The following is a 23130-nucleotide window of genomic DNA, read 5'->3' as shown; positions in this document are numbered from 1 at the left end:
ACTTTTAGTATAACTGATGAATGGAACTGACAGATTTATAAAATACAAACAAAAGAAAAAAACAACAATGGAAAGAGATACTCTTATTTTTGACCTGATTGGACAAGAGCACAATCGCCAGAAAGAAGGAATCGAATTGATCGCTTCAGAGAACTTCGTTAGTGAGCAGGTAATGCAGGCTATGGGTTCATGTTTAACCAACAAGTATGCTGAGGGATATCCTGGAAAGCGTTATTATGGTGGTTGCCAGATTGTAGATCAAACTGAGCAATTGGCAATTGATAGAGCTTGTGAATTATTTGGTGCAGAGTATGCTAATGTTCAACCTCACTCAGGTGCTCAGGCGAATGCTGCTGTTTTTTATGCATGCATGAAACCTGGTGATACTTTCTTGGGATTAGATTTGGCTCACGGTGGTCACCTTTCTCATGGTTCTCCTGTAAACTTATCTGGTAATTTATACAACCCAATCGCTTATCACGTTAATGAAGAAACGGGTTTAGTTGATTACGATGAGATAGAAAAATTAGCTTTGGAAAATAATCCAAAAATGATTGTAGCAGGTGCTTCTGCTTATTCTCGTGATTGGGATTTCCCACGTCTTCGTGAAATTGCAGATAAAGTAGGTGCTATTTTGATGGCTGATATCGCTCACCCAGCAGGTTTAATTGCTAAAGGCTTATTGAGCAATCCGGTTCCTTATTGTCATGTTATTACAACTACAACTCACAAGACACTTCGTGGACCTCGTGGTGGTTTGATTATTGTTGGAAAAGATTTCGAAAATCCATGGGGACAAAAAACACCTAAAGGAGAGATCAAAATGATGTCTCAGGTGTTGGATTTCGCAGTATTCCCAGGACAACAAGGTGGTCCTTTAGAGCACGTTATCGCTGCTAAAGCGGTAGCTTTTGGTGAGGCTTTAACTGATAGCTATAAAGAGTATGCTATTCAGATGCAGAAGAATGCTAAGGTAATGGCTGAAGAGTTCATTAAATTGGGTTATAAAGTTGTTTCTAACGGAACAGATAACCACTCTATGTTGGTTGACCTTCGTTCTAAATTTCCAGAGATTTCAGGTAAGAAAGTTGAGAATACTTTAGTAAAGGCTGATATTACAATCAACAAGAATATGGTGCCTTTTGATACACGTTCTCCTTTTGCGACTTCTGGTATTCGTGTGGGTACTCCGGCTATTACAACTCGTGGTCTTAAAGAAACTGAAATGCCAATTATCGTTCAGATGATTGACGAGGTGATTTCTAATATAGAAAACGAAGAAGTGATTGCTTCTGTTAAAACTCGTGTAAATGCAATGATGACTGAGCGTCCTATGTTTGCTTGGTAATTATTTATTACTGATATATTTTAAAGGCTGCCTCTTGGGTGGCCTTTATTTTTTTACCTTGCAAAAAATTTTGTTTGATTCTAGATGGAATAGATTTATGGAATGGTACTCGTATATTTTAGTTGTCTTAGCAGGTGTATTTGCCGGTTTTATCAATGTATTAGCCGGGAGTGGCTCTATCTTAATTTTGGCTTTGCTGATTTTTCTAGGTTTGCCGGCTACAGTGGCTAATGGTACTTTGCGCATAGCTATTTTAATGCAAAACATTGTTGGTGTTGCCAGTTTTAAACAGCAAAAGGTTTTTAAATATAAGGAAGGAATTGGTTTAGCCTTACCTGCTATTGTTGGTTCTATTCTTGGGGCCGTTTTTGCTGTGAACATCAACGAGAAAATTATGGAGCGGACGATTGGGGCCATTCTGATTGTTCTTTTTTTCATTGTCCTTTATAAACCTGATGCCTGGGTCAAAGGTCAGGCTGGTAAAATGGGGAAGAGACCGAGTTTGAGCCAAAATATCATTTTCTTTTTCATTGGTTTTTATGGTGGTTTTATTCAGGCAGGAGTTGGTTTTTTTCTTCTGGCAGGTTTAGTTCTTGGTGCCGGATTCAATTTGGTGAAGGCCAATGCAATCAAAATATTTATCGTACTGCTTTATACCGCATTTGCTTTAGCCGTGTTTATCTATAACGATCAAGTCGATTATAAAATAGGATTAATTCTTGGATTAGGGAATATGATTGGAGCTTGGTTTGGAACGAGATTCGCTGTGAGTTGGGGTGCTAAATATGTTCGTTATATTTTAATGGGAGTGATTATAGTCGCTTCAATCAAATTTTTAGGTGTATTTGATTTGTTTATGATGATTCTTAAATAGATCAAATTTAGTCTAATTGGAAATGATAAGTGATGGTACCACGCTGATAGGCAGGAGCTTTGCTGTCAGAATTGAATTTAGCTTTTAGTGCCGCTCTTTTTGCGGCCTCAAGAAGTGTAATATTAGCAGTAGTCGAACCAGAAACACCTGGTCGGGCACTGGTTACTTTTCCATTTCGATCCACCGTAACTTCTACCACAACTTTTCCACTTTCCTGAAGATTGTATTGGGGTTTAGGAATATACAATGAATTTCGCCCTTTTAAATCAAAAGAGTAACCATTGTTACCTAGCCCGCTACCTGTGTAATTGTTTGAATCTGCAGATCCATTTGTTTTACCTTGATGGCCGGAAGGAAATGTTTTTCCTTGTGAACTGGCATTTGAGCTGCCACTGCCAAACGCATTTTTTGTTTTGTTATTGATTTTGGCAATTTTTTCCTGGCGAGCCAATTCGGCTAATCTTTCACGTTCAATTTCAGCCAATCTTTCTTGTTCAGCTCTTTCTTCTTCCAGTCTTTTTTGCTTAGCAAGACGTTTTTTTTCTGCTTCAATTTTTTGAGCCTTGTCTCGTTCTCTTTTTAGTTTTTTTGCCTGCTCTTCTTTCGCTTTCTTTTTCGCAATTTCTTCAGCAGATGGAAGACTAGGTGCATCTTCGGTATTCTGAGTCAGGATTTTTTCTTTTGGTGAGCTTGCTGTTTTTTTTACTGATTTTACAGCGTCTTTCTTTTTAACAACCGGTTTCGACACTGCTTTTTTTGCAGCTTGTGATTGTGTTGGAGCAGGTCTTTTATTACCAGCCCCTTGATCTGTATTACCAAAATTAATGAGAATGCCTTCTTCTTCAGGTAAAGGCAGAGGAGTTCGGAAACCCAGAAAAAACAGGAGTGCAATAATTGCTGTGTGAAACAATAAAGTTCCCACAAGACCGACACGTTTGCTTCTGGAATCCTTCATATATTATTTTGCTGAAGTTGCTAAAATCAGTTTGTATTTATTGTTTTTGGCTATGTTCATCACTTTTACAACCTGTTCCATAGGGACAGATTTATCCACATGAAGTGAAATCGTTGGATCTTCGTGTTTAGCCAACATTCGTTGTAGTTTTCCTTCAAGTTTTGAGAATGGAGTAGGAGTTGTTTCGATATAAAAGTTGTAGTGCTTATCTATCGATACTGATGTGATTGGATTTGCAGCCGTTTGATTGCTACTTTTTGGCAATAATAATTTTAATGCATTGGGTGCAATTAAAGTTGATGTTACCATAAAAAAGATCAACAACAAAAAGACAATATCAGTCATAGAAGACATGCTGAAATTGGCGTTGACTTTATTTCTTGATTTTAATGCCATAGTGCGACTTACTTGATAGGTTCATTCAAAAGATCCATAAATTCAGTTGTTGTAGCTTCCATTGTGAAAACGACTTTTTCAACTTTGGCGACTAAAATATTGTAGGCAAAATAGGCAATAATACCCACAACAAGCCCGGCAACAGTTGTAACCATAGCAGTATAAATCCCATTGGCAAGCAGAGAGACATCGATATTATTTCCGGCATTGGCCATGGCATAAAAAGCCTGAATCATTCCCATTACTGTACCCAGGAATCCAATCATTGGGGCAGCCCCTGCAACAGTGGCAAGAGTCGGCAAATTCTTTTCAAGTTTAGAAACTTCAAGGTTTCCGATATTTTCAATTGCCGCATTGACATCGTTTAGTGGGCGACCAATACGTTTCACACCTTTTGAGATCATTCTTGAAACTGGTGTATCATTCGATTCACATAGCGAGAGAGCGGAATCAATTTTACCATCATGAATGTAATCCTTAATGCGATTCATAAAGTTATCATCCTTTTTAGAGGCTTTACGGATGGCATGAAAACGCTCAAAGAAAATCCAAATCGCAATAATTGATAAGGCAAAGATAGGAATCATGATCCAACCACCTTTAAAAGCCAAATCAATAAAATTAAGTGTTATTTCACTGGACTTATTTCCTGATTCACTGATAATGTCTTCATTCTGAGCTATGCTCTGAAGACTTGCAAACATCAAAAGGTAATTCATATTGTCAATTTTCTGATTTATCTATATATAAAAAACGAGATATAATATAGAATATTATATCTCGCTAAAGTAATATTATTGTTTTTTGTTTCCTCATAGAAATTATGAGAAAATTTGTCTTTTAATGTAATATCATGGTTTGAATGATATAAACACCTGCACCAGCGAGGTAGCCAACTAAAGCCAGAAGACTTATTTTTTTCAAATACCAAATGAAATCGATTTTTTCCATTCCCATTGCAGCAACTCCGGCAGCTGAACCGATGATAAGCATAGAACCTCCGGTTCCGGCACAATAGGCTAAGAATTCCCAGAATAAACCATCCTGAACGAAGTTTGAAGCATAACCAATGGCTTGTGCACCTTCAATTGGATACATGCCCATGGCAGCAGCCACTAAAGGTACATTGTCAACAACTGAAGAAAGGGCACCAATAATCAAGTTAATGATATAGATGTTGTGAATGTTTTTATCTAGCCATGAAGCTAAAATATCGAGGTGACCTGCAGATTGCATACTTGAAACTGCGGAAAGAATTCCTAAGAAAAATAAGACTGTTGGAACGTCTACTTTTTTAAGAACACCTGTTACATTTAAACGATTCTTAAATTCACCTTCTTTATTTTTATGCATAATTTCTGTCACAACCCACATAACACCCAGGCCGAATAACATACCAAGATATGGAGGTAAGTGCGTTACTGTTTTAAATACAGGCACAAATAGTAGGGCTGATACTCCTAAACACAGAATAAAAATTCGTTCTTTTTGAGAGATATAATTATCATCCCCATTATTAGATATTTGTGGTCGGGTTACTTCTCCTTTCATGTAAAAGCTTACAATGATAAGGGGCACAATCATTGTGGCCAAACTTGGAAGGAATACTCGGGTGATGATATTAATTGTGGTTACCTGACCACCAATCCATAGCATAATGGTTGTCACATCACCAATAGGAGACCAGGCTCCACCTGCATTTGCCGCTAATACAACCATTGAGGCAAAGAACCAACGGTCTTTTTGATCATCAATTAGTTTTCGAATTAAGGCAACCAAAACAATTGTTGTTGTTAAATTATCTAAAGTCGCCGACATGAAGAAAGTTAAGATACTTAATACCCAAAGGAGTTTAACTTTGTTGGTCGTTTTAATTTTATCGGTAATTACTTTAAAACCTTGATGTTGGTCTACAATTTCAACAATGGTCATAGCTCCCAAAAGGAAGAAAAGAATGGCAGATATTTCGGATAAATGGTGAAGCACTTCATGGTGAGTAATGAAGTTTAGCATGCCATGCGTGTTATCCATACTTGGGTTTGTTGTAACGTACTCGTTCCACGCTCGACTAACTCCGGATGTTAGAATATCAACACCACCGATAACGTAAATTACCCAGGTTATAACTCCAATTAAAAGAGCCGAAGCTGCTTTGTCAATTTTCAATGGATGTTCTAGAGCGATTGCAATATAGCCAAGAACAAAAACTATGACCATTAATGTAAACATATTATTTTCGTTTTAATAGTTAATTAATTGCTTTTTGTCAGGCACTAATATAATCATATTTAACTATCTGCAGAATGCTAAAAGTTATCTAATAGCTAATATGAGCCCCAATTCGGTAATTTAGACTGAGCATTAATTATGAATTGAGCTTTCAATTTAGAGGTTTTCAATATTGAAGAATTGATCGTGTTTTTATTAAGTTGCTGCTATTCAGATGCTTTTTCTTTTTTGTTGCTTCTGAGGAAATTCATGTATTTTTTGAATAACTCAGAAATGGTATCAAAATCCTCTTTGTAAAAAATTCCAACACCCTGAGTATTTCGTGATGCATCTGAGGCTAAATATTCATTTGAGCGAGTAAAAGCTTTCATTTGAAGCTTGCCTTTTTTATCCAATTTTATATTGACATCAAAATCTCCAACAATATCATTATCTTGTTTTTGGTTTTGATTTGAATTGGTTCCGAGATTGCCATTGATGGTTACTTTATCATTGAAAAGCTGAGTAGAAAGCGCAAATTCAATTTCATCACTTGTAATGTTATCGCCAGGACGATAGCTAAAACCCACATCAAATTTATTACTGATTTGACTCAACCAGTTGGATAGTTGATTTGAAAGTAGCTCACTTGTGGTTACACCAACGGCATAACTTGAGTTTTTGTTTTCAAAATTAGCATCAGTTGATCGCATATATTCAGGCGTATAAAAACGATTCAAGACTAATAAGGACAGAATTTGTTTGTTCATTTCATCCTCGGTAGAAAAGAGTGCTGCCAATATACTTTGAGTTTGTTGATCCAGTGTTGGAAAGGCAATGTCAAAATGGATATTGGGGTTGCTGAGTTTTTGGCTCAGATTCATATTACACTGGACTTGTATCTTTTTGGTATTGTCAACGTAAGGAGTGTTTAATAAAATATCATAAAGCGTTGTTTTTACATTGTAAATTGCATTTATATCAATTGTCGCACTGTAGGGATCGCCATCCCATTTGATTGTTCCTCCATTCGATAAATCAAACTTTTTGTTGATGACATTCTGAAGCGTAAATAAATAACTTCCCGTTTGTATGGTGTAGTTGCCATAAATTTTAAAGTCACCTTTAGTATCAATTCCAAGTTGGAGATTTCCACTTCCATTTGCTTTTAAAACATCACCAATTTTCGAATCGAAAATAATTTGTATGTCAGTTTCAGGAGTAATTTCCAGATTGCAGTTTAGTTTGATACCGGTCAGATCAATATCATATTTTTCAAGTTCAGTTTCATCTGTATTTACAGTATTGATGAAAGTAATGAAGTCGCTGTTCTCAATATCTCCAGTTTTATTAAGTGGGATGTAAATACGTGTGTCTCTACTGGTTTTGGCATCTATCTCAATTTCAATATCATCAGGAGATCCGTAAAGGTGAGTTATTCCTGTGAGATAGGCTTGGCCATAAAGCAATTCGTTATCCGTAATTTTGGTGTTTAGAAGCTTGAAATTATTGGTGCTTAAGGCAAGATCCAAATCAAATTTGTTATAATCATTTAGGGTAATGGCTCCATAAATTTCAGCCATATTGTTTTCAGAGTCGTAAAATTTAAAGTTATTAAACTGTATTTCCTTAGGAGTGAAAACCACACTGTCGTTGCATGTGTATTTGGTTTGTAACTGATCAATTTTGAATGAGGTATTTAAGAATTTGAGTTTGCCAAATATTCGAGGCAAACTAGTTGGTCCTTCCACCTGCATAAAACCGCCAAGTCTGCCTTCAAGTTCTGAGATACTACCTTCTAAGTAGGGATGAAGAATGTTCATGCGCATGGAATCTAAGTTCAGACTTAGATTAATAGAATCCAACACAGGATAATAGCTTCCTTGAATATTAATTTCACGTTTATTTTTATGAATAACATATGCTTCCAAAGAAAGTTTTTGTTCATTTTTAACCCAATTGCTTTTGAGATGTAAATCCCCAATGGTGTCATTATTAAATGTCAGGTTATCCAGAACAAGATCTGCATTGGTTAAACGGTCGCCGTAAAAATCGGAAAGTTGGAAGTAACCTCTGGTTTTACCATCAATCCCTAAATTTCTGCTGTTGTTTATCGTATTGATATTTTTTAGGCTGATATCATTAAATTGGCATTTTATAATGTCTTTAGCTAAAGTTGAGATTTTGCCGTCAATAGATAAAAACTGCTCGTTTTGGCTGATTTTAAATTGATCAATACTATAACTTGTGCTATCGATTTGGATATGAGATTGATTAATTTGCCAGGTGCTATCGGCTAGAATAATGGTGCTTGGAAGAAGATCGATTTCCCACTTTGGGCTAGACCCCATTGTTTTAGATTCGACTGTTCCTACGGCTGATAAGGATCCACTGTATGTTTTGGCACCCCAATTATTCCAGTTTAAATCGTATTTAAGCTGATTGTTTTGAGCTTCAATTTGATGTGAAAGATTGAAGATATTATAATCTTCAGTGAAAGCTAATTTGTCACTGCGTCCTTTTAATATTAGTTTATCGTGATTGGTATTTAAGTTGACTTTAATACCTTCTATTGACTTTGAGTCATAGGTTAAGAACGGGATATCTAGTTTTAAATTTAAGGCATGCTCTGCCGCATTAATTTCACCACTTAATTGGCTGTTGGGAGCTAAGATTATATCAGGATAAATGAGTTCGGTTAGACCGGAATTCTCCTTCACTAAAAGATCAATTTCAAATTTATTAGTTGAATCTAATTTTGTGTAAGATGAATCGGGAGCATAAGCTGGCAAATAGTAATAAATCATATTTGATAAGGATGAAACAAGTTTATCAAGTTCATAATTACCTTTTACATTGAGATCAGCTAGATCTGATTTTAGATCAAATTGTTTGAGTTCGGGTGTGGTCTTAGAATCGATTTTTATATCATTCAGATTGAATTTACCTCTACCATTTTTGTATTCAATATTGTTAATAAAAATATGACCATTGGCATTGTCAAACCGATTACCGGTAAAGTTTGCATTCAAATTTAAATTGAGCTCAGCAAGCTCATCTTTTGTGTTTAAATGGAGAGGGAATAGTTTAGCATTCTTTAAATGAGAATCAAAGTTAACAACTGGGATTTCTTTTGAAAAATCGATTTTTCCAGCAAAGTCAAATTCAATATTGGGGTCTAAAAGTGAAATCCGACCATCAAAATGCTTATCAGCAAAATACCCGTTTAGAGATAGATTTTTGTATTCGTAATTGTAAAAATTGAACTGTTTGATATTACCATTCATTACCCCTTGAGTTCCTTTTTTCGATGTTGATCCTTTTAATGAAACATTCATCGATACCTGACCAACTTTTTCATGGTTCAGTAAATGGCCCAAATTAAAATTTTGCGTGTTGATATCACCCGTAAAACTTAGGCTGTTGTCAATTAAATTTGGTTTTAAAAGGATATCAGTTCTGATATCTCCCTGATCGGTTTTAAAATTTCCATAAAAAACAAAATCATTGATAAATCCATTGAATTTCCCTTTATAATGAATGAGCCCCAGATTATCAAGTTGACTGGGTAGTACGATATGGTTACCCTCGTAGTTTGGGATATACACATTCTCAAGATCTGAAATACTAGTCGTTAGTTCCTCAAAATTGGCTTCGAGGTAAGAATTTTCAATTTGCGGAAGACCATTGAGATAAAATCGTCCTTTAAAGTTGGTATGATTCCCATAAATAACGTTAATGTTACGTCCTTTTAGATCGTAAACTGTGCCAAATAAATGCCCCGATAAAAATCCTGATTCTCTATAGCCCAGAAGGACATCATTAAAATAAGCCAGATCTTCAAAACTGATTTTTGATGATCTAATCTGGAAATCGAGCTTCATTTTTTTTGTGAAATGACTCCAATAACCTTCTCCACTTACATAATTGAGAAGTATTTGACTGGCAGAAAGGACACTTTTAGGTGAACTTATGGTAGCATCAGACATCCCCCATTGTGTAGGTGTAATCCATGAATGCGTTTTAAAACCTGTTAGGATAAAACCTGATTTTTCAATACAACTCATATGTTTCACATCGAAATCAACCGAATCGCCGATGATTTTGATATTGCGTGCCTGTAGGTTTATATTTCTGACATCGATATCGTCGTAGTTCATTCCAAAAGCTTGCTTTTTAGCATCTATGGTTAAGAAACGAAAATGTGAATCAATCAAATCGAGATTGGAAACATTAATAATCCAGGAATTTTGTTGACTTGTCGTGTCAGGAATTTCTGGGCTATTGGATAGAGAATCTAAGAAAACCTGAAGGTTCTGCACCCGATCGTTCCCCTCATATAAATTAAAATAGGCTTGTTTTAAATTGAGTTTCCCAATGTAGGCTTTCTTCGATTTGAAATTGATGGAATCCAGTTTGGAACTCAATTCCCCAACGTAAATCAGAGTATCTTTTCTGTGATCCTCAATATAGACCCCTTTAAGAATGATTTTTTTGAAAGGGGAAAAATCGACGCCTTGAATGCTTACCGGTGTATGTGCCCGTTCTGAAATTGATTTGGCTATCTTTTGACAGAAATAGGTTTGCACACGGGGGCTTAAAAATATAAGATAGGCCAATATAAGTACCATAATGATACTTGCTATGGACCAAATTGATATTTTGAGGAATTTTTTAATAGTTTTGTGCTTTTGAGTGCAATTGCACAAAATTAGACAAAAAGAAATAGAAAACAGCGGGTGAAAGCTGTGTTTGTATTCTTTTTTAATCTTTTTACGTTAATTTTTAATTTGATGAGTATAACGATATTAGGAATTGAATCTTCGTGTGATGATACATCTGCTTCAGTTTTGAGAGATGGGGTGATTCATTCTAACATTATTGCCACTCAAACGGTGCATATGGCATATGGTGGGGTTGTGCCTGAACTTGCTTCTCGTGCACACCAGCAAAATATAATTCCGGTGGTGGATCAAGCTTTGAAAGAAGCGAATATAACCGCTGATGAAATCGATGCTGTTGCTTTCACACGAGGGCCAGGGTTATTGGGATCTTTGATGGTTGGAACTTCATTTGCAAAAGGTTTTGCTCTATCGAAGAACATTCCTCTGATTGAAGTTAATCATCTTAAAGCTCATATTCTTGCACATTTTATCGATGATTTAAAGAATACTTACGATCATCCGGGTTTTCCTTTTTTGGCACTTTTAGTTTCGGGAGGTAATTCACAAATTATTATTGTGAAAGATCATTCTGACATGGAAGTGATCGGCGAAACCATTGACGATGCTGCAGGTGAGGCATTTGATAAGTGTGCAAAAGTAATGGGAATTCCCTATCCGGGAGGACCTGTGATTGATAAGCGAGCTAAGGAAGGGAATCCTTTGGCTTTTGAATTTAGCAGGCCAAAAATTCAAGGTTTGAATTATAGTTTTAGTGGATTGAAGACTTCATTCTTATATTTTATTCGTGATAAAGTAAAAGTCAACCCTAATTTTATTGAGGAGAATATGAATGATTTGTGTGCTTCACTTCAATACACGATTGTTGATGTTTTAATGAATAAGGTCAAGCGAGCAGTACGTGAAACGGGTATCAAAGAAGTTGCTATTGCAGGTGGTGTTTCGGCTAATTCAGGTTTGCAAAATGCAATGAAAGAGGCAGCGGCAAAACAGGGATGGAAAGTTTATATTCCGCAGTTAGGATACTCTCTTGATAATGCGGCAATGATTGCCATCACGGGGTATTTTAAATATCTAAAGAAAGATTTTGTGGAACAGGACACGGCTCCTTTTGCCCGAATGACAATAAAATAAACTGAAACAGCCTTGAAATTGGATTTTCAAGGCTGTTTTTTTATCCTTTTACGGAAATTTATTCGGTATTAATATTTAAATAGCCTTTCAAAACCAGAATGGCTTCTTCCGAAAAATCTTTTAAGCAAATCCGAAATTCTTCTTGTTCTTTTGTTAAGACAATAAGTTCTCGATCTTCGATTTTAAATTCTTTAATGTCTTTTCTATAGATTTTGGTGCGTCGTTTAAACCACCCGTATTTGTATTTTATTCGTCTCGAATTTATTTTTAGGTATTCGCGTGGGTACATAAACTTACATCCCAAAAGAATCCCAATTGTGTATATGCACGCAATTGTAACAATAAAAGGTGCAAAGTATCGACAAAGAGGAAGAACGTCGATATACTTGACGAAAAAATATAAAACAATTGCTGTGATAATAGAGGCGATCCCAACAGCTAATTGTTTACTCTTAGCATTGAGTGCCTTAATTTTATGACTTCTGATATCGTATTCGAATTGAAGCATCGCATTTTGTTTTTAATATTTAATTCAAGTTACTTAAAAATGAATCAACATAAAAACTCTGATTAAAAATCATTTTATTCTTCAATCAGTATTTGTGAAAATAAATTATTTTGTTGGAGCAGGTCTGAATAGGATTCTGAAATAAAATCTTTAGGATTGATTTGGAGTAATTTAATATAAAAATTACTTTGTTCCTGAAGTTTGTCCTTTGTGTAATCATGATCCATATTTGATGCCTCGATTTCAACAAATGTTCCCAGCTTTTCAACGGTATCCAGATGGAATTTAACATTATTAATAAAATAGATTTCTCTATCCTTTTCAACAATACATTTATTGCCAAGAGCCTTTCCCAATATGTTTTTGAGATTGGAGTCGGGTTTTGTTTTGTATAAGGTAAAACGACTTTCTTTACTATCAGGAGTATTCTCTCTTTCGTAATGGATCAGGTTATTTTCGATATTTCCTTCCCGTAGTTTTAAGCGTCCGTTTTTCGAATGGAAATACGTGTCGACTTGATGATCAACGCCTTTGAACTCTGCTTTTTGAGTTTTGAGAATTTCTCGGATTTTGCTTAAATCGCGACAACGGGCTTTAATTTCGATATTTATTGACATAGTTTTAAGAATAAAGAATATGATTCAAAAGTAAAAATAAATTGGGGGAAACAAGCTCTTGTTTAGTCTTGAGAATTCACAATTTCAATAATCTTTTCAGAAATTTGATGGAGAGGGAATATGAATTGAGGTTTTGCTATTTGAAATGCAGCTGATGGCATAATTCGGGCGATTGCATTATCCGGATCTTCGACAATGCAAACGCCTCCTATTTCATTTATCTGATAAAGACCATATGCTCCATCTTCATTTAATCCGGAAAGAATAAGTCCGATTAATTTGTCTTTATAGCACAAAGCAGCAGTTTCAAACAGAACATCAATCGAAGGACGGGAGTAATGAACTTTTGAATCGGTTGAAAGTGTAAATGTTTCATCGTTCTCAATGAGCAGGTGGTAATTGGGAGGCGCAAAATAGACTGTGCCAGCCAGTATTTGTTCTTTTTCTTCTGCTTCCTTAACGTTTAATTGGCTGATCTCATTCAAATAGTGAATAAAGGTATTGTTGGGGTTATCACCAATATGAAGCACAACGATAATGGCCAAAGGAAATTCCTTCGGAAAAAGGGGGATGGTGGCTTTTAGAGCCTCCAGTCCTCCAAATGAAGTTCCGATAACTAATGCTTTATACATGCTTTAACCAGGTTCTTTTTGTAAATTTTTTGTTGCTGGTCGACATCTGAAAAATTGTATTCTTTGCTTGAAAACTTTAAGGTTTCTTTTGAGCCTAAGCATAAATGACCACTTGATGAAAGGCTTTCGTGAAATAAGTTGATAACTCTGTTTTGTAAATCTTTATCGAAATAAATGAGCACATTTCGACAGATAATGAGATTTACTTCAGCAAAAACAGAATCGGTAACAAGGTTGTGATCAGCAAAAACCACTTTTTTCACCAGACTTTGATCTAATTTTATAGATCCATATTTCATGGTATAAAAATCGGATAGTTGGGATTTTCCACCTGATTTTTTATAGTTCTTCTCAAATTGTTCTAAGTCGCGAATGGGGTAGATGCCTTGTTTGGCAATTTCCAAAACTTTACGGTTAAAATCAGTTGCATAAATCTGACACCGATCAAGAATTCCTTCCTCACGCAGGAGTATGGCAAAGGAGTAAACTTCTTCGCCGGTTGAACAGCCTGCATGCCATATCTTAATAAAAGGGTATGTTTTAAGATTCGGAATAACATGTTCACGAAATGAGGCATAAAATTCCGGGTCGCGAAACATCTCTGTTACATTAATGGATAAGTCTTCAAGAAGTTCAATGAAAAAATCTTTAGAATGCAAGACTTTATCCTGCATTTGAGATATACTTTCGAAATGACTAACTGCCATACGATGCAGTAGACGTCTCTTTATATGAGAGCGTGAATATTTTCGAAAATCGTAACCATATTTCTGATAGATGGCTTCGAGCATTAGAGGTATTTCTATATCAATATTTTCATCTTGCTCGACCTTGTTTTGTTTGTTAGTCATATTTTTGAACGGTTTTGACTCCCTGACTTATTACTGCCCTCAAGTCTTCTTTTTTGAAAGGCTTGCAAATGAAATTATTCATACCCGAGTTGATACAGTGTTGTTTGTCTTCGTAAGAAACATTGGCTGTTAGTGCAATAATATAGCATGTGTTACCAATATTCATATTTGCCTCGTAGTTTCTGATCTTTTCAGAAGCATTAATGCCGTCTAATACGGGCATTTGCATGTCCATCAGGATGATATCGTAATTCTTTTCCTTATACATTTGTAAGGCTTCGAGACCATTTTTAGCCACATCGCAAGTTAAACCGAGTTGTCTAAGTGTTAACACAGCAACTTTCTGATTAATCGGATTGTCTTCAGCTACAAGTATTGAAAGGTCTTGAGGAAGATCTTCATAACTTTTTTGAATTGTAGTCATTTCTTGTTCTTTATATTCAAATTTTAGTTCAAACATGAATTCTGAACCGACATCTTCTTTGCTCTGAAGTGTTATTTTTCCTCCCATTAAGTTGGTGAGATTTTTTGAGATAGCTAGCCCCAAGCCAGTCCCTCCATATTGTCTGGAAATAGAACTGTCAGATTGCCTTTTTTATTTTCCAATCTCTGAATTTCGATATAGACAAGTTCATAATATTATTAATATTGGTTGAATTTAGTCATGTTCAATATGAACAAAAATAGTCAAAAATAAAATGAATACATCTTATTTATACATGAATTGCCTTAAACTGAATGTTAGTTAATGTATTTGTAGTGGCTTTAAAAAATAATATGAAACGTATTTTTTTGCGACTTATTTAACTGTAGCTTTATTTGATTACTTAAGATTTTATAATATTGTATATCTGATGAAACAATTTTTGAGTATTCTGCTGGTGGTTTTGAATTTTGCCGTTTGGGCACAGAACAAAGATTTAAACAAGCTGTTTTAAAAAGGAAATTTTGAACGGGTTATTGAACAAGGTTTGGAATTTTATGCATGAAAAATTCAGAGAGGCTCGTCTCACTGGATTAAATATTAATTTCTAATTAATTTTTATTCGATTTTTTTTAATCTTTCTTTAGCTTTGATATTGATCTAAATCTAAATCTTTTTAAACCTTACACTATCTGTTATGCATGTATCAATATATAAAACTGTAAGTGTTCTTTCCTGTGGTTGGTTAGGCGAATCTTTAGCTATTGATCTGCTGGATAAAGGTTTTATAGTAAAGGGTGCTACTACGAGTCAGGATAAAAAGGAGCGCTTACTTGAGAAAGGAATTGATGCTTATCAGTTAAGATTCGAAGATTTGAATGATGCTATGAAAAGCTTCCTCAATTCAGATATTCTGGTTTTAAATCTGACGATAAAAGATCTTGAACTCTATAGGCAATTTCTACCTGTGTTGGAACAATCACCAGTTAAGAAGCTGATATTGATTAGTTCGACAGGTGTTTATCAAAATTCTGCAAAACCGGTTGATGAAAACTCAGAATTGAGTGAATCGGTTTGGGTTTCTATTGAGAATCTGATGAAAGACAACCCGAATTATCAAACGACTATTCTAAGATTCTCAGGTCTTTTCGGGGGAAACCGAAAGCCCGGTAATTTTTTATCTGGTAGGAGTGTTCAAAATGGAGAAGCTCCTGTGAATCTAATTCATCGTGATGATTGCATTCAGATTATCAATGAAATTATCAAACAAGATGTGTGGGAGGAATGTTTTAACTGTACAGCAGATACACATCCTTCGAAAAAAGAGTTTTATACCAGAGCTGCTAAGCTGATAGAGGTACCACTACCAATTTTTGATGAGAAGGAGGGAAACCCCTCTTCTTTTAAACTCATCACGAATGAAAAGCTTAAAAGAAGATTGAATTATGAGTTTATTCATGCCGATTTATTGGACAGCCTGAGTCTTTAACGATTTAATTTTAGATCTGATTGCATCCATCTTTTCTGATTTCCTAAGGCTATTAATCTCACGTGCTTCTTTTTTAAGAAGATCTTTTAATTTGTCAGGTGTTAGGCTGTCTCTGCTTATAAAATAGGCATTAACGGTACTGTCTTGTTTCAGAAGATATTCGAAATCCTGTTTATATTTCTGAATAAATTGAGTGTAGTTATAAACATCATCAATGGCCCAAACAGCTTGTTGCCAAACGTACAGTTCGGCTATATGATATGCGATTTTACATTTTTTAGGATCAAAGTTCATATTACTGTACATTAGATCATTTATAATTAAATTATGTTGATTTAAATGTTCATTGCTTCTGTATAGGTCATGTGCCCAATCCAAGTAATCAACGGGCATTAAATTACCAATCTTACTATCGCCTATTCGCTTCCAACTGGCGGTACTAAACCGCACATACCTGAAACCATTAAAAACTCCGATATAATCATTAAAACTGATATTGGGTTCAATAATTTTTTCAATGAGTTGCATCTTATGAAGCCTTTGGGCAACATCTTTTTTAAAGGAAATTATCTCTCTGTAATTTTGAAATATTTCCTGATTTAATCTTTCTATAGCTAGTTTGGTTTCTTGCTGTTCTTTATGATTCTCGCGCCATTCTGTTAACAGAAAAGCGAGATATACACTTAAAAGAACTGTGAAGAATTCAAAGAAATAGGGCCAGAGGTTACCTTTGTTTTTAAGCTTCGAAATGAGTTTAAACATGTGTGTTTGGGGATTTTGTTGGGTTTTGAATTGTATTTGATAAGAGATTGTTTTTTTTACGCTTAAAATTAAACTTGGAGATAGTGCTGATTTTTATTGTTTAGATAAAGGTTTTTGAGCAATCATACCTATCCATGAACTCTCAATTTCATAAGGTTTTCCGCAAAGGTCACTCCAAAAATCTTTTAAGATAAGTTGATGCTCATGAAGCATTTCTTTGGCACGTTTAAGAGAGAAGTAATGTTTCCAGATATGGTAGCTCTGCATTTCTCCGTCAGCCATAATCAGAGTATATTTCTCCAGGCGAACTTTTTCTTTTTTGTATTTGAAATGTTCGTGTAGGAGCAGATGTTCGTCCTCTTTCCAAAAACCTTCTTCCCGGCTTAAATACCAGGATTGGTTTTCGTGTCCTTTTTTAAAATATTGTTTGGTGAACAAGTCGAATATCAAATAACCACCTGGCTTTAGCGCTTTGCGCACTTTGGTCAAAAGCAAGTCTCTTTCCTGATGTGAAAGAACACACAAATCGCCATAAATAAGGGTGATTACATCAAATTCGTTGGTGTAATCAATTTCCAAATAATTTTGGCAGAGGTATTCAATATCGTATTGTGAGGCTTTGGCTTCTTCTTTTGCATAGTTGATAGAACTTTGTGAAAAGTCAATACCAGTTACCTTAAAACCTTGTCCGTGGAAATGTTCGCTATATAAGCCTGGGCCACAGCCCAAATCGAGTAGACGTGCTCCTTTGGGCAGATCCATATATTCGGAAAGCCACAAAACAGATTTGATAATAGTCTCATATTTTCGGGAACCTTCATCACTTTCATCGTCTAAGTGCGCATACAAAATGTGTTCGGAGATGTAAGGATCCTGCCAAAAGTTGATTTTGTCTTTAGTGAAAAGTTTGGGTTTTTTAGTAATACTTTCCAATTGGGAAAAATCGAGTTTCCCATTATTAATTAGGTTCATATGCTTTTTTGTAGATGTAATATTTTGATTGAATAGGATCAGACAATTTGCTGGAGTTTAACTCGTTGTACGCCTTCGATCTGACCAATTTCTTTAGAAAGGGTATTGATTTTTACATTCTCGTTAATTTGAATAACAAAATAAAGGCTGGTTCGTTTGTCATCAAAGGTTTGTTCAATATCTATTGTACGAATGCTCACTTTATGCTTTTTCAGCAGATCTGAAATGGGATCAGTTTGCAGGTCATAACCAGCCGAAGAATATATCCTTAGGTATTTGATGAATTTTGCAGGAAACATCCATTTCTCAATAATATCAAGGAAAATCAATGCAAATAATAAAATTAGTGTTGCAATAGTTGTTGCCCAGTACATACCGGCACCAACAGCTAAACCGATAGCTGCAATCACCCAAATGGATGCTGCTGTGGTTAAGCCTTTAACGTTAAAGCCAAATTTCATGATGGCTCCTGCTCCCAAAAAACCAATACCCGACACAACTTGCGCAGCCAATCGGGCAGGATCAGCAGGTTTGTATTGGCTGAATGTTTGAGGAATATAAATAGAAAGCAACATGATAAGCGTGGCTCCCATACTAATGAGAATGTGTGTGCGTAATCCGGCAGGTTGTTTGTGGTATTCACGTTCGAATCCGACTACAGCACCAACAATAAGACTCAATAGCATTCTGAAGGCTATTGTTTCTGTAGTAATGCTCTGTTCATTTATTATGTGTTCAATGAAACTCATAGACTCTTATTTTGAGTGTAAAGATAGAGATTAAGGCTAAAGTGTCAAGTTGCAGGTTGATGTTAAAATGTTTAAAGAAAAAGAAATAAAAGAGATTGTTGCGAATAAACAGATTTATCCATTTTCACTTTTGATTACATACACTTGTCCGGTTTCGTATCTGATTACTTTAATCTCGGTGTTCTTATTGATAAAACCATCTTCTGATTTGGCATCGTAAATTTCATCATCAATTATCACTTTACCCGAAGGACGAAGATCTGTAGAGGAAATACCTTGTCTGCCAATTAATGTTTTTGGACTCATATCAACTCCGATAAAACCTTCCTCGATTTTTCCTTCTGTATTCAGAGCCAATTTGCCAAGGAAACCACTTCCGGCAAAAAGTCTTTTACTGAGATTAATTGACAAAATAACTGATGCGAGCATTGAAAAGGTGACAAGTAGAATGGCTCCTAAAAGGGATTTGACATGTCGGGGTTCAAATTCAAAGTTGACATTATCAATCAAACTTAAACTAAGACCAGCGATGATAAGAATGATACCAGAAACACCGGCAACACCAAATCCGGGAATGACAAATATTTCAACCCCAAGTAAGATGACACCTAAAACGAAAATTATAATCTCCCAGTTGGCAGCCAGCCCATCAAGATAAAGTGGCGAGAAGTATAGGAAAGCACCAATAATGGCGACAATCAAAGGAAAACCAACTCCCGGCGACTGCAATTCGAAATAAATGCCTCCAACGATGAGCATGATGAAAATACCTTGTAACATAGGATTCAGCATAAAGTCAATTAATTTCTCAATGCCGGATGGTTCGTATTTTTTAATGACATATTCTTTAACATGCACTTGTTCCAAAACTTCTTCAATCGAATTGGCGATGCCTTCACAGTACCCATTTTTAATAGCTTCGTTGGGTGTAAAAGTTAATACCTTACCCGTATCAATTACATTTTTGATATAGGTGCGCGGGTCAACCATCGCTTCAGCTATCAGAGGATCTCTTTTCCATTTTATAATGGTATCACCATTTTGAATCAGGGTATCTTTCCCATGGGATTCAGCCGTGGCTCGCATGGTTGAACGCATATAGGATTGATACTTGTCAGGCATAGCTTGTCCTGTTTGATTTACTACAGTTGCAGCACCAATATTAGCGCCCGTACGCATATATATACTATCGCAGGCTATAGAAATAAGAGCACCTGCAGAGGCTGCATTATTATCGATAAAGACATAAACCGGTATTTTACTGTTGAGAATTGCAGTGCGGATAGAGTCGGCATGAACCACCATTCCTCCATAGGTGTTCATATGAATGAGAAAGATGTTAGCTTTCCACTCTTTAGCCTCAGAGAAGGCATCTTTGGTCTGTCGCCAAACCGGAGGCCCGATTTCCTGTTTAATATCAAATTGATATACTTTGACTTTATTTGACTCTAAACTATCATTGGTTTGTTGTGAAAATGAAACAAAAGGAATGATAAGCAGAAATAATAAATGGACTATGCGCGCCTTCATATCTAAAAAGAATTGAGTTCTGATGATGTAATATTTATTAAAGATAATCATTGCGCTTAATTCATCGATTTAATTACAAAAAAACTTAGTCATAATTTTCTGTGTAGAAAGAATAATATAAGATCAGGATACATGTATTTTAAAGTATAAGTCTCAATTTAATTTGTATTTTCGAAGCTGATAAAAATTCAAGCTAATTACAAAAGACAACAAACATTTAGTTAAAAATAGATATGGGAAATTTGAAAATAACACTTCGTGATAATGCATGGATTCGTTGGGGAATGCTACTTATGGTAGGTTTTGTATTGGCAGCAAACTATTATTTTTATGATGCACTATCGCCTTTAAAATCAAAATTGACCGAAGAGTTTGGTTTTTCATCAACTGATTTTGGACTTTTTGTTTCTGTATATTCGATTCCCAATGTGTTTTTATTAATGGCCGTATTGGGTGGTGTTATTCTTGATAAATTGGGAATACGTCGAACGGGTTTCATGTTTGTTTCGTTTATGGCTTTTGGTGCTTTAATTACGGCCTATGGCGCTAGTGATATCTATACCAACGGGGGCTGGGGATACGGATTTATGTCTTCATTTATGCCATCCTATTCTCCGGAATTGAAGATGATGCTTCTAGGGCGTTTCCTTTTTGGATTGGGTGCTGAGACCAGTATTGTGGTTATATCCAAAATTATTGTGAAATGGTTTAAGGGTAAAGAGTTGGCCTTGGCTTTTGGAGTGAAATTAGGCCTGGCAAGAACAGGTTCTTTTTTGGCTTTTAATTTGTCTCCAATTTTGATTGAATCTCCGGCAGGATGGACAACAGCCATTTGGTTTGCAGCCTTCTTTGTAACAGCTTCCTTAATTGTTTTCATGATTTACATGATGCTGGACTTGAAGCTTGATAGGCAAAGTCAACAAGATGGTGAGCTTGTTAAAAGTGATCCATTCAGACTATCTGATTTGAAGAAGCTGATTCTGAATCCGTCGTTTATGTATGTGACTTTATTGTGTTTGACTTTCTATTCAGCTGTATTTCCATTTTTATCGTTCTCAGCCGATTTTTTCTTAAATAAATTTGGTTTAAGTGTGAAAGAATCGGGCTTTATTTCATCCATGTTGCCGGTTGGGACGATGTTTTTCACCCCTCTTTTTGGTTTTGTTGTTGATAAATACGGGCGTGCTGCCAGTTTGATGATTTACGGGTCTTTAATCTTAGTGTTAGTACATACTTGTTTTGCATTTACGACCATTAATCCATATGTATTGATGGTTATTTTGGGCATTGCATTTTCATTGGTCCCTGCTTCAATGTGGCCTTCAGTTGCTAAAATTGTTGATGAAAAACGTATTGGTTCGGCTTATGGATTCATGTTTTCGATTCAGAATATTGGGTTGTGGATTTTCCCTATCCTGGCTGGAGTGGTATTGGATAAGACAAATGCTGAAGGAGTTGAGAGTCTCAACTATACGTTTACTCTAATCATGTTTGCAGCTCTTGGGATTCTGGGATTATTATTTGCAATCCTTTTAAAGCGTGAAGACAAGATCTCTGGTTATGGCCTTGAGCTGCCTTCCAATTCAAAATAAGAAATATCTCATTTGATAAAAATTAGGCCACGGGTTTAAGAATTCGTGGTCTTTCTATAGTTTTACATGGTATGAAAGCAAATACAGAAGCTACAAGTCTGCATTGGAGAGTCATGGAATTTAATGATTTCACCCTTGATGAATTGTATGATTTAATGCAGCTGCGATCGCAAATTTTTGTTGTAGAGCAGGATTGTGTTTATCTTGATCAGGATGGTAAAGACAGAAAAGCTTTGCATGTTTTAGGCTGTAAGGGTAAAAAGATTTGTGCTTATGCACGTCTGTTCAATAAGGGTGATTATTTCGACGCTTGTAGTATTGGGCGGGTTATTGTTGCAGAAGATGAAAGACGATATAGTTATGGACATGCTTTGATGACTGAGAGTATTAAAGCTATAAAAGCCCATTACGGGGAAGACCGAATTAAAATATCAGCTCAGAAATATCTGAAGAAGTTCTACGAAAGCCATGGTTTTGTCCAAATGGGGGAGGAATATTTGGAAGATGGAATTCCACATATTGGAATGATTAAGGAGTAAGTATTTTCAGTATACCCTTTAAAAATATATAACCACGAATTCACGAATGAAATTTTAATTAATTTGTGTTTTTTTAAGAGGTAAGTGTATAAAATCTCACTTGTATTTATAATGATGGGAATACTAACTTCAATTTGGATTATAATACAATTCGTTTACTTGTTAAGCTTGGTTCTCCAAAATTGACAATTAAAGCTAACCTATTATTTGAAACTTTAAGATAATTAAATGCTTGTGAAGTAAAAGCTGCGTGCAACTGCGCTATGGCTTTTATTTCAAGAATTATTTTATCGTACAAAACGAAGTCTGCATAAAATTTATGTGGTAAAATAACGCCTTTATAGTTGACTTCATATTTTTTTTCTCTTTCATAAGGGATTCCAGCTTTTTTAAATTCATATTCAAGCGCATCTTTATAGACGATTTCTAGAAAACCAAAGCCTAAATTATTATGCACAGTAAAGCACTTATTCATAATTTTATAGCTTTCTTCTTTATACAAGATTTCAGTCATACAATGCAGATGGTTAAATGATTGATATTAAAATTAATAAAATAATTTAAAAAACTTAATTCGTGAATTCGTGGTGAATTATTGAAAGCTGCTAATTGTCAGTTTTTCTATTCAAAAAAAGTCATAACTTTACAGAGTTACTAAAAAGTCTGTAAGCAAGATGACTAAAACCGTAATACAAAAACCTTCCTATAAAGGCCTCTACGAATGTTGGATTTGTTGATCCGACCTCCATTTCTATATCCAAATTTTTGGAATTAATATCGACCGATATCCTACCGGTTGATAATTATACTCACATTTTATGAATTGTAATACGAGTACCAGGGCATATCCTTAATGGGATAATTGCAA

Annotated in this window: 21 protein-coding genes and 1 pseudogene; 6 read left to right on the top strand and 16 right to left on the bottom strand. The window is 35.3% G+C overall.

Features of this window, described 5'->3' with window-relative positions; translation table 11 throughout:
• Nucleotides 1-67 precede the first annotated feature (67 nt).
• Nucleotides 68-1348 carry a serine hydroxymethyltransferase gene (gene glyA / locus EO244_RS01055; protein ID WP_129252087.1) on the top strand — a complete coding sequence of 427 codons (1281 nt, stop codon included), beginning with the start codon at nt 68-70 and terminating at the stop codon, nt 1346-1348.
• Nucleotides 1349-1445: 97 nt separating this feature from the next.
• The gene (locus EO244_RS01050) at nt 1446-2222 is read left to right on the top strand and encodes a sulfite exporter TauE/SafE family protein (RefSeq protein ID WP_129252085.1); all 777 of its coding nucleotides are present in this window, start codon (nt 1446-1448) and stop codon (nt 2220-2222) included.
• A 7-nt stretch (nt 2223-2229) separates the two neighbouring features.
• On the opposite strand, the gene EO244_RS01045 is transcribed toward EO244_RS01050, so the two are convergent.
• The 5 genes from EO244_RS01045 to EO244_RS01025 all read right to left on the bottom strand — a co-directional run bounded on the left by EO244_RS01045 (nt 2230) and on the right by EO244_RS01025 (nt 10412).
• Nucleotides 2230-3177: a cell envelope integrity protein TolA gene (locus EO244_RS01045; RefSeq protein ID WP_129252083.1), complete on the bottom strand. Its 948-nt coding sequence runs from the start codon at nt 3175-3177 to the stop codon at nt 2230-2232.
• 3 nt (nt 3178-3180) lie between these two features.
• Nucleotides 3181-3573: an ExbD/TolR family protein gene (locus EO244_RS01040; protein ID WP_129252081.1), complete on the bottom strand. Its 393-nt coding sequence runs from the start codon at nt 3571-3573 to the stop codon at nt 3181-3183.
• Between the two features lie 8 nt (nt 3574-3581).
• Complete coding sequence (locus tag EO244_RS01035; protein WP_129252079.1) at nt 3582-4292, bottom strand: MotA/TolQ/ExbB proton channel family protein; 711 nt, start codon at nt 4290-4292, stop codon at nt 3582-3584.
• Nucleotides 4293-4413: 121 nt separating this feature from the next.
• On the bottom strand, nt 4414-5802 hold the full coding sequence (gene nhaD, locus EO244_RS01030) for a sodium:proton antiporter NhaD (protein WP_129252077.1): 1389 nt from the start codon (nt 5800-5802) through the stop codon (nt 4414-4416).
• A gap of 206 nt (nt 5803-6008) precedes the next feature.
• Nucleotides 6009-10412 (bottom strand): translocation/assembly module TamB domain-containing protein, encoded by a 4404-nt coding sequence (locus EO244_RS01025; RefSeq protein ID WP_129252075.1) that lies wholly within the window; start codon nt 10410-10412, stop codon nt 6009-6011.
• Between the two features lie 162 nt (nt 10413-10574).
• On the opposite strand from EO244_RS01025, the gene tsaD reads away from it, so the two are divergent.
• On the top strand, nt 10575-11597 hold the full coding sequence (gene tsaD, locus EO244_RS01020) for a tRNA (adenosine(37)-N6)-threonylcarbamoyltransferase complex transferase subunit TsaD (protein WP_129252073.1): 1023 nt from the start codon (nt 10575-10577) through the stop codon (nt 11595-11597).
• A gap of 58 nt (nt 11598-11655) precedes the next feature.
• Here tsaD and EO244_RS01015 read toward each other — a convergent pair whose 3' ends face one another.
• The 5 genes from EO244_RS01015 to EO244_RS00995 all read right to left on the bottom strand — a co-directional run bounded on the left by EO244_RS01015 (nt 11656) and on the right by EO244_RS00995 (nt 14779).
• Entirely contained in the window at nt 11656-12105 is a 450-nt protein-coding gene (locus EO244_RS01015; RefSeq protein WP_129252071.1) for a hypothetical protein, read from the bottom strand.
• Between the two features lie 74 nt (nt 12106-12179).
• The gene (locus EO244_RS01010; RefSeq protein ID WP_129252069.1) at nt 12180-12722 is read right to left on the bottom strand and encodes a class IV adenylate cyclase; all 543 of its coding nucleotides are present in this window, start codon (nt 12720-12722) and stop codon (nt 12180-12182) included.
• Nucleotides 12723-12784: 62 nt separating this feature from the next.
• Entirely contained in the window at nt 12785-13354 is a 570-nt protein-coding gene (locus EO244_RS01005) for a chemotaxis protein CheB (RefSeq protein WP_129252067.1), read from the bottom strand.
• The gene (locus EO244_RS01000) at nt 13339-14205 is read right to left on the bottom strand and encodes a CheR family methyltransferase (protein WP_129252065.1); all 867 of its coding nucleotides are present in this window, start codon (nt 14203-14205) and stop codon (nt 13339-13341) included. The genes EO244_RS01005 and EO244_RS01000 overlap by 16 nt, the downstream gene beginning before the upstream one ends.
• Nucleotides 14198-14779 carry an ATP-binding response regulator gene (locus tag EO244_RS00995; protein WP_262707907.1) on the bottom strand — a complete coding sequence of 194 codons (582 nt, stop codon included), beginning with the start codon at nt 14777-14779 and terminating at the stop codon, nt 14198-14200. Before EO244_RS00995 ends, EO244_RS01000 begins: the two co-directional genes overlap by 8 nt.
• Before the next feature lie 547 nt (nt 14780-15326).
• Here EO244_RS00995 and EO244_RS00990 point away from each other — a divergent pair.
• Nucleotides 15327-16118: a Rossmann-fold NAD(P)-binding domain-containing protein gene (locus EO244_RS00990; protein ID WP_129252063.1), complete on the top strand. Its 792-nt coding sequence runs from the start codon at nt 15327-15329 to the stop codon at nt 16116-16118.
• Here the strand turns inward: EO244_RS00990 and EO244_RS00985 are convergent.
• From EO244_RS00985 to EO244_RS17250, 5 genes and pseudogenes are all read right to left on the bottom strand, one after another.
• Nucleotides 16095-16880: a hypothetical protein gene (locus EO244_RS00985; RefSeq protein WP_129252061.1), complete on the bottom strand. Its 786-nt coding sequence runs from the start codon at nt 16878-16880 to the stop codon at nt 16095-16097. The genes EO244_RS00990 and EO244_RS00985 overlap by 24 nt on opposite strands.
• 93 nt (nt 16881-16973) lie before the next feature.
• Complete coding sequence (locus EO244_RS00980) at nt 16974-17852, bottom strand: class I SAM-dependent methyltransferase (protein ID WP_129252059.1); 879 nt, start codon at nt 17850-17852, stop codon at nt 16974-16976.
• 38 nt (nt 17853-17890) lie between these two features.
• Complete coding sequence (locus tag EO244_RS00975) at nt 17891-18601, bottom strand: MgtC/SapB family protein (protein WP_129252057.1); 711 nt, start codon at nt 18599-18601, stop codon at nt 17891-17893.
• A gap of 114 nt (nt 18602-18715) precedes the next feature.
• The gene (locus EO244_RS17255; protein ID WP_449371681.1) at nt 18716-19381 is read right to left on the bottom strand and encodes an NfeD family protein; all 666 of its coding nucleotides are present in this window, start codon (nt 19379-19381) and stop codon (nt 18716-18718) included.
• 63 nt (nt 19382-19444) lie between these two features.
• Nucleotides 19445-20131, bottom strand: a pseudogene (locus EO244_RS17250) (NfeD family protein); the annotation flags it as partial.
• Nucleotides 20132-20364: 233 nt separating this feature from the next.
• Here EO244_RS17250 and EO244_RS00965 point away from each other — a divergent pair.
• Both EO244_RS00965 and EO244_RS00960 read left to right on the top strand, forming a co-directional pair.
• The gene (locus EO244_RS00965) at nt 20365-21723 is read left to right on the top strand and encodes an MFS transporter (RefSeq protein ID WP_129252052.1); all 1359 of its coding nucleotides are present in this window, start codon (nt 20365-20367) and stop codon (nt 21721-21723) included.
• Between the two features lie 71 nt (nt 21724-21794).
• Nucleotides 21795-22262: a GNAT family N-acetyltransferase gene (locus tag EO244_RS00960; protein WP_206734436.1), complete on the top strand. Its 468-nt coding sequence runs from the start codon at nt 21795-21797 to the stop codon at nt 22260-22262.
• Nucleotides 22263-22401: 139 nt separating this feature from the next.
• Here EO244_RS00960 and EO244_RS00955 read toward each other — a convergent pair whose 3' ends face one another.
• Complete coding sequence (locus tag EO244_RS00955; protein ID WP_129252050.1) at nt 22402-22776, bottom strand: GxxExxY protein; 375 nt, start codon at nt 22774-22776, stop codon at nt 22402-22404.
• Nucleotides 22777-23130 lie beyond the last annotated feature (354 nt).

Origin of the sequence: Ancylomarina salipaludis (assembly GCF_004122035.1) — a bacterium.
In the GTDB taxonomy this organism is placed as follows: domain Bacteria; phylum Bacteroidota; class Bacteroidia; order Bacteroidales; family Marinifilaceae; genus Ancylomarina; species Ancylomarina salipaludis.
This window is presented reverse-complemented; position numbering and strand designations above follow the sequence as displayed.

Excerpts from the sequence above, each read along its gene's own strand:
- glyA (WP_129252087.1), top strand. The coding sequence starts at position 68 with ATGGAAAGAGATACTCTTATTTTTGACCTGATTGGACAAGAGCACAAT.
- EO244_RS01050 (WP_129252085.1), top strand. The coding sequence starts at position 1,446 with ATGGAATGGTACTCGTATATTTTAGTTGTCTTAGCAGGTGTATTTGCC.
- EO244_RS01045 (WP_129252083.1), bottom strand. The coding sequence starts at position 3,177 with ATGAAGGATTCCAGAAGCAAACGTGTCGGTCTTGTGGGAACTTTATTG.
- EO244_RS01040 (WP_129252081.1), bottom strand. The coding sequence starts at position 3,573 with ATGGCATTAAAATCAAGAAATAAAGTCAACGCCAATTTCAGCATGTCT.
- EO244_RS01035 (WP_129252079.1), bottom strand. The coding sequence starts at position 4,292 with ATGAATTACCTTTTGATGTTTGCAAGTCTTCAGAGCATAGCTCAGAAT.
- nhaD (WP_129252077.1), bottom strand. The coding sequence starts at position 5,802 with ATGTTTACATTAATGGTCATAGTTTTTGTTCTTGGCTATATTGCAATC.
- EO244_RS01025 (WP_129252075.1), bottom strand. The coding sequence starts at position 10,412 with ATGGTACTTATATTGGCCTATCTTATATTTTTAAGCCCCCGTGTGCAA.
- tsaD (WP_129252073.1), top strand. The coding sequence starts at position 10,575 with ATGAGTATAACGATATTAGGAATTGAATCTTCGTGTGATGATACATCT.
- EO244_RS01015 (WP_129252071.1), bottom strand. The coding sequence starts at position 12,105 with ATGCTTCAATTCGAATACGATATCAGAAGTCATAAAATTAAGGCACTC.
- EO244_RS01010 (WP_129252069.1), bottom strand. The coding sequence starts at position 12,722 with ATGTCAATAAATATCGAAATTAAAGCCCGTTGTCGCGATTTAAGCAAA.
- EO244_RS01005 (WP_129252067.1), bottom strand. The coding sequence starts at position 13,354 with ATGTATAAAGCATTAGTTATCGGAACTTCATTTGGAGGACTGGAGGCT.
- EO244_RS01000 (WP_129252065.1), bottom strand. The coding sequence starts at position 14,205 with ATGACTAACAAACAAAACAAGGTCGAGCAAGATGAAAATATTGATATA.
- EO244_RS00990 (WP_129252063.1), top strand. The coding sequence starts at position 15,327 with ATGCATGTATCAATATATAAAACTGTAAGTGTTCTTTCCTGTGGTTGG.
- EO244_RS00985 (WP_129252061.1), bottom strand. The coding sequence starts at position 16,880 with ATGTTTAAACTCATTTCGAAGCTTAAAAACAAAGGTAACCTCTGGCCC.
- EO244_RS00980 (WP_129252059.1), bottom strand. The coding sequence starts at position 17,852 with ATGAACCTAATTAATAATGGGAAACTCGATTTTTCCCAATTGGAAAGT.
- EO244_RS00975 (WP_129252057.1), bottom strand. The coding sequence starts at position 18,601 with ATGAGTTTCATTGAACACATAATAAATGAACAGAGCATTACTACAGAA.
- EO244_RS17255 (WP_449371681.1), bottom strand. The coding sequence starts at position 19,381 with ATGTTACAAGGTATTTTCATCATGCTCATCGTTGGAGGCATTTATTTC.
- EO244_RS00965 (WP_129252052.1), top strand. The coding sequence starts at position 20,365 with ATGGGAAATTTGAAAATAACACTTCGTGATAATGCATGGATTCGTTGG.
- EO244_RS00960 (WP_206734436.1), top strand. The coding sequence starts at position 21,795 with ATGAAAGCAAATACAGAAGCTACAAGTCTGCATTGGAGAGTCATGGAA.
- EO244_RS00955 (WP_129252050.1), bottom strand. The coding sequence starts at position 22,776 with ATGACTGAAATCTTGTATAAAGAAGAAAGCTATAAAATTATGAATAAG.